Here is a 6,306-nt window from a genome sequence, read left to right on the forward strand (position 1 = left end):
AAAATAAAAGCACAGAGAATTATAAAAACTCTGTGCTTTACATTAATAAACGAGAAATCCAGCTTTATCTAGTGCATCGCAAGCGGCATCTAACTTTTCTTTTGAATCTGCTTCAATTGTATGTAAGTGAATACCATCTGTTAGCTGAGATAGGTAAGAAGCATTTGTGTTTTCGATTTTCTGTAAATATTGCTCTACATCAAAGCGATTGCTTACCATAATGGATGCTGTTAAGTCACCGTACACTGGATGCTCAACCTTTACGTCTTTAATCGTAACGCCGTGGTCAACAAGCATTGTAAGCTCTTGACGTACTTCTGCTGGTTTATGTTGGCATACGATTACGCGTTCAAAAGTTTGTTGTTTCGCTTGTGGTTTTAAATATAAATACCCTTGAGCAGTTGCAATAATTGGTTCATTTCTTGCTTTAAGCAAGGAAATATCTTGCACGATAACTTGTCTACTTACGTTCGTCTTTTTAGATAGTTCACTTCCCGATAATGGTTCATTTGCAGCGAGAAGCCACTGAAGGATAAGTTGTCGTCTTTCTTCACCTAAAATTTTTTTTTGTTCATTTTGTTTCATTATGATTTAACACCTCTATAAAATTGATTTCCAATTGTGTGTAGTGCATGAATAGTAGTATCAATTTGATCTTTCGTTGTTTGTTGTCCGAAAGAGAAGCGGACATATTGTTTTGCCTCTTCATACGTTTTTCCAATTGCAAGCATTGTTTTCGAAGGTTCTTGTTTACCGACTTGGCATGCACTGCCAGTGGAAATGGCAATACCGCGGCGATTACATTCTAGCATTGTATATTGACCTTCTATTCCTTTTATTGTAACCCCAATAATATGTGGTAAACAAGAAGTAGAATGACCTTCTACTTCAATTTCTAGCGAAAGTGTTTGTAATTGTTCTAAAAAGTAGGATCGTAACCCTTTAAAACGCAAGCTCTCTTCCATTTGATTTTTTAATATATTCTCAGCCGCTGTTAAAAAAGCTGCGATGCCAGGAACGTTCACTGTACCAGGGCGAAATCCTTTTTCGTGAGAAGTTCCTGGAAATATTTGTTCCCAGCGAACTTGCGGGTTTATATAGCAAGCGCCGACACCCTTTGGTCCGTATATTTTATGTGCCGAAACAGAAAGACTATCAATTCCCATCTCAAAAACATGGATAGGAAGTTTACCAAACGTTTGCACACAATCCGTATGAAATAAAACATTGTGTTTTTTTAAAAGTATCCCAATCTCTGCTATATTTTGAACGGTTCCGATTTCAGAATTTCCGTGCTGTATACTTGCTAGAACGGTATCTTCTGTAATAGCTGCTTCTAAATCTATTAAATTAATAAGCCCACCTTTATTAACAGGGATTTCTGTAATCATATAGCCCTTCGTTTTTAAAGATTGAAAATAACTTCGAATGGATGCGTGTTCCATAGGAGTTGTAACGATATGTTTTCCACTTTTCGCATTTAGAAGGGATTGAATGGCGAGATAGTTCGATTCTGATCCGCCGCTTGTGAAGAATACCCCTTGTTCTTTTCCGCCAATCATTTCTGCAAATGTTTTTCTGCAAACTTGTAATAAAGAAGAGGCTGTTCCTCCAATATCATGTAAACTTTGTTCGTTTCCAAAGTATTGCGACGCTGCTTTCATATATGTTTGTAACGCTTCTTCGCTCATAGGTGTAGTAGCTGCATAGTCAAGATATATCATCGTGTAAGTTCCTCTCTCTAGTAAGAGTTACATTTCTTGTATTTTTTAAATGGTAGTGAAAATAAGAATTATAAAAAAACTCTTGTCATTATTTTAAAACTATGTAAATATAGGTGTCAAGACAGTTGAAAAGTGTAAAGTAGGGGGCAACAATTATGCCAAGTGCAGATGTCTTAATTATTGGAAGTGGCATTGCGGCACTTCGTGTTGCAAAAGAGATTTGTCACGAAAAGAATGTGATTATTATCACAAAGGGGACGGAACGTAATAATAATACACATTTAGCCCAAGGTGGAATTGCGGCAGCTGTTGCTACATATGACGATCCTCATGATCACTTTGAAGATACGTTAGTAGCAGGATGTCATTATAACGATGAAGAAGTGGTTCGTTATTTAGTCGAGGAAGGACTGGAAGAAATAAATAATCTCATTGACGATGGAATGAAATTTGATGGAGATGAAACGGGTCCTCATCTTGGAAAAGAAGGAGCACATCGAAAACGCCGTATTTTACATGCAGGTGGCGATGCAACAGGAAAGAATTTATTAGAGCATTTCATTCAAGAAGTAGCTCCGTACGTTACGGTAGTAGAACAGGAAATGGTGCTCGATTTTATTATAGAAAATGATAAATGTACTGGAGTTTTAACACGAAATAGTGAAGGAGAACTGAAGCGTTACGATGCAAATTATACGGTGTTAGCAACAGGAGGAATTGGCGGTTTATACGCCTTCACTTCTAATGATAAGACAATTACTGGTGATGGACTTGCAATGGTATACCGCGCGGGCGGGAAGCTTGTAGATTTAGAGTTTATACAATTTCACCCGACGATGTTATACGCGGGTGGGCGATGCTATGGCCTCGTTTCTGAAGCGGTCCGCGGCGAAGGAGCTGTCCTTATTAATGGAAAAGGGCAGCGTTTTATGATGGATATACATCCTGAACAGGATCTAGCGCCTCGTGATGTAGTGGCAAGGGCTATTCATGAGCAGCTACTTGCGGGTGAAAAAGTGTACTTAAACATCGAAATGATTCAAGACTTTGAACAACGTTTTCCGACCGTATCATCAATATGTAAAACGAATGGTGTCGATATAAATAAAAAACTTATACCAGTCGTGCCTGGTGCTCATTTTCATATGGGCGGCGTGAAAACGAACTGTGATGGAGAAACATCCATTTCGAACTTATACGCAGTTGGTGAAGTAGCTTGTAATGGTGTTCATGGCGCAAATAGGTTAGCAAGTAATTCATTATTAGAAGGTCTTGTGTTTGGAAAAAGAATCGGAAAACACATTTTATCTAAATCGGCAAAAGAAAGATTAAACGTATTGACTGAGAAGGAAGAAAAATTTATCGTTCTCAAGGATTTACCGGCGAAAGAAGAAATACAAGAATGCATGATGAAATATGTTGGGATTGTACGAACAGAGCAAAGTTTATCTTATGCAAGGAGATGGCTTAGTAAGTATGGTGTTCGCAATATGATATTGCAGCATAATGCTCTTACAAATGAAGAGATAACGCTTATAAATATGTTAACGGTTTGTGAGCTCATAGTCATTTCAGCTCTGCAAAGAGAAGAAAGCATTGGTGGGCATTATCGAAGTGATTATCCAGATAGAAATACAGTAAAGAAAGAGATCGTTCGAGTAAAAAGAAAACTACAATTTGTGTGATGAGGGGAAGAGGGGTTTTATGAACACGATAAAAGTTAAAGAAGCATTAAATCGATTTTTTCTAGAAGATATAGGAGAAAGAGATGTAACATCTCAGCTTATTTTTCCAGATAACTTGCTTTCGAAAGGAACGTTTCTTGCGAAGGATACAGGGGTCTTTGCAGGACGTTTAGTAATTGAAACGGGATTTAAATTAATTGATGAGAGAATTGAAGTTGAGCTTCATAAAAAAGATGGGGATCTTGTAGAAAAAGGCGAAATAATAGCAACTGCGCAAGGCCCAATCGCGTCGTTATTAACAGCAGAGCGCGTTATATTAAACGTTATTCAGCGAATGAGCGGGATAGCGACGATGACACGTAAAGCTGTTCTTGCTTTAGATAGCAGTCATACACGCATTTGCGATACACGAAAAACGATGCCAGGACTACGTATGTTTGATAAGTATGCAGTCGTGTGCGGAGGTGGATTTAACCATCGCTTCGGTTTATATGATGGTGTCATGATTAAAGACAATCACATTGCTTTTGCTGGATCGATTACAAAAGCTGTTACATCGGTGAAAGAAAAATTAGGACATATGGTGAAAGTAGAAGTAGAAACAGAAACTGAGGAACAAGTGAGAGAGGCTGTAGCTGCTGGTGCGGATATTATTATGTTCGATAATCGTACGCCAGATGAGATTCGGGAGTTTTCAAAGATTGTGCCAAGCGCCATCGTTACGGAAGCTTCAGGAGGCATTACAATTGAAGATTTATCGAAATACGGAAAAACAGGGGTAGATTATATTTCACTTGGAGCGTTAACGCATTCAGTGAAAGCATTTGATATTAGTTTCAATATTGAGGAGTAAGGAAAGTGGCTTAGAGGGGGAGAACGGTATATGAGTATTTTAGAAAAAGTACAGCCGATTGAAACGATGTTACCAGAGCGTTATTACACGATGTCAACAGAAGATATGGAAAAGCGTGTTCGTGAAATTAAAGAAAAAATGGGGGAAACGTTATTTATTCCAGGGCATCATTATCAAAAAGATGAAGTTGTACAATTTTCAGATGCAGCAGGGGATTCACTGCAACTTGCACAAGTTGCAGCGAGTAATAAAGAGGCAAAATATATTGTGTTTTGTGGCGTTCACTTTATGGCAGAAACAGCAGATATGTTAACGACAGATGAACAAGTTGTCATCTTACCAGATATGCGCGCAGGTTGTTCGATGGCAGATATGGCAGACATTGAACAAACAGAAAGAGCATGGAAAGAGCTCATGAAATTATTTGGAGATACGATGATTCCGTTAACGTATGTAAACTCTACAGCCGCGATTAAAGCATTTTGTGGTCGTAACGGAGGAGCAACAGTAACTTCTTCAAATGCAAAACAAATGGTATCTTGGGCGTTTACACAAAAAGAACGTCTCGTCTTTTTACCAGACCAACATTTAGGAAGAAATACAGCGTACGATTTAGGTATCCCGTTAGATAAGATGGCAGTATGGGATCCACATACAGATTCATTAGAGTACGATGGAGATATAGAAGAAATTCAAGTGGTTTTATGGAAAGGGCATTGTTCTGTTCATCAAAACTTTACTGTGAAAAACATTGAGAACGTACGAAAAAATCATCCGGATATGAATATTATTGTACATCCGGAATGTTGCTATGAAGTTGTAGCTGCTTCGGATTATGCGGGTTCAACGAAATATATTATTGATATGATTGAAGCAGCTCCATCTGGAAGCAAATGGGCAATTGGTACAGAAATGAATTTGGTGAACCGAATTATTCAGCAACATCCAGATAAAGAAATTGTTTCACTTAATCCATTTATGTGTCCGTGCCTAACGATGAACCGAATTGACTTGCCACACTTATTATGGGTGCTTGAAACGGTAGAAAGAGGAGAAGAAATTAACGTTATTAGCGTAGATAAACAAGTCACGGAAGAAGCAATTCTCGCATTAAATCGTATGTTAGAGCGTGTGTGAAGCAGCGGGATTCCCGTTGCTTTTTTTCATGCATATAATCATAACGAGAACGAAATGGGCATACATTGTTTTGAAGAAATCATTGTGATTTTTTTTATGCTTATTCCACTTCAAACTATATTGAAAATAGATGAAGTGATAACAGTGAGAAGAAGTTAATGTTATTTAGAAAGGGTTACTTCATGAGATTTGTTACTTATAGATAAGTTATACAGGAGGGGGAAAATTTGAAAATTCATATCGTGCAAAAAGGGGATACCCTTTGGAAAATTGCGAAAAAGTACGGAGTGGATTTTGATACGTTGAAACAAACAAATACACAACTTAGTAATCCAGATTTAATCATGCCAGGTATGAAAATTAAAGTACCATCAAACAGCGTTCATGTGAAACAACATGCTGGGGCAGGCTCAGCACATCCAAAACAATACGTAAAAGAAGTGCAGCAAAAAGAATTTGCAGCAACACCAACTCCACTTGGAATAGAAGATGAGGAAGAAGTTACGTATCAAACAGCACCAATTACACAGCAGCCTGCTATGCAACAAACACAAAAAGAAGTACAGGTAAAACCACAGAAGGAAATGCAAGTGAAGCCGCAAAAAGAAGTACAGGTACCGATTCAAAAAGAACAACCAGTCGAAAAACCGTCTGTCATTCAAAAACCACCTGTTATAGAAAAACAAAAACCAGTGGAAAAAGAAAACACAAAGTTTTCGATAAATGTATTACCACAGCCGCCACAACCACCAATAAAACCGAAAAAAGAATATAAAATTTCAGATGTAATTAAAAAAGGAAGTGAGTTAATAGCTCCTCAAATTACTAAAATGAAACCTAACAATATTATTTCTCCGCAAACGAAAAAAGATAATATAGTATCACCACAAGTGAAGAAAGAAAATGT

Annotated in this window: 5 protein-coding genes and 1 pseudogene; 4 read left to right on the top strand and 2 right to left on the bottom strand. The window is 37.6% G+C overall.

Going from position 1 to position 6,306, the window contains the following annotated elements; genetic code table 11:
- Positions 1-42: 42 nt before the first annotated feature.
- Together COC96_RS13285 and COC96_RS13290 are read right to left on the bottom strand one after the other, a co-directional pair.
- Positions 43-585 (bottom strand): transcription repressor NadR, encoded by a 543-nt coding sequence (locus COC96_RS13285; RefSeq protein ID WP_097906001.1) that lies wholly within the window; start codon positions 583-585, stop codon positions 43-45.
- Positions 585-1,724, bottom strand: coding sequence for an IscS subfamily cysteine desulfurase (locus COC96_RS13290; protein ID WP_098266242.1), 1,140 nt, complete (start codon positions 1,722-1,724; stop codon positions 585-587). Before COC96_RS13290 ends, COC96_RS13285 begins: the two co-directional genes overlap by 1 nt.
- Before the next feature lie 155 nt (positions 1,725-1,879).
- Here COC96_RS13290 and nadB point away from each other — a divergent pair, with 155 nt between their 5' ends.
- The 4 genes and pseudogenes from nadB to exsA form a co-directional block, all read left to right on the top strand.
- Positions 1,880-3,409, top strand: coding sequence for an L-aspartate oxidase (nadB, locus tag COC96_RS13295; RefSeq protein ID WP_098768917.1), 1,530 nt, complete (start codon positions 1,880-1,882; stop codon positions 3,407-3,409).
- Between the two features lie 19 nt (positions 3,410-3,428).
- Positions 3,429-4,262 (top strand): carboxylating nicotinate-nucleotide diphosphorylase, encoded by an 834-nt coding sequence (gene nadC / locus COC96_RS13300; RefSeq protein ID WP_098768918.1) that lies wholly within the window; start codon positions 3,429-3,431, stop codon positions 4,260-4,262.
- A gap of 30 nt (positions 4,263-4,292) precedes the next feature.
- Entirely contained in the window at positions 4,293-5,399 is a 1,107-nt protein-coding gene (gene nadA / locus COC96_RS13305) for a quinolinate synthase NadA (RefSeq protein WP_098768919.1), read from the top strand.
- 227 nt (positions 5,400-5,626) lie between these two features.
- Positions 5,627-6,306: pseudogene (gene exsA / locus COC96_RS13310) on the top strand (spore coat assembly protein ExsA); the annotation flags it as partial.

The organism is Bacillus cereus (assembly GCF_002577405.1).
Classification (GTDB): Bacteria; Bacillota; Bacilli; order Bacillales; family Bacillaceae_G; genus Bacillus_A; species Bacillus_A cereus_AU.

Coding starts and splice junctions, on each gene's coding strand:
- COC96_RS13285 (WP_097906001.1), bottom strand. CDS start 585: ATGAAACAAAATGAACAAAAAAAAATTTTAGGTGAAGAAAGACGACAA.
- COC96_RS13290 (WP_098266242.1), bottom strand. CDS start 1,724: ATGATATATCTTGACTATGCAGCTACTACACCTATGAGCGAAGAAGCG.
- nadB (WP_098768917.1), top strand. CDS start 1,880: ATGCCAAGTGCAGATGTCTTAATTATTGGAAGTGGCATTGCGGCACTT.
- nadC (WP_098768918.1), top strand. CDS start 3,429: ATGAACACGATAAAAGTTAAAGAAGCATTAAATCGATTTTTTCTAGAA.
- nadA (WP_098768919.1), top strand. CDS start 4,293: ATGAGTATTTTAGAAAAAGTACAGCCGATTGAAACGATGTTACCAGAG.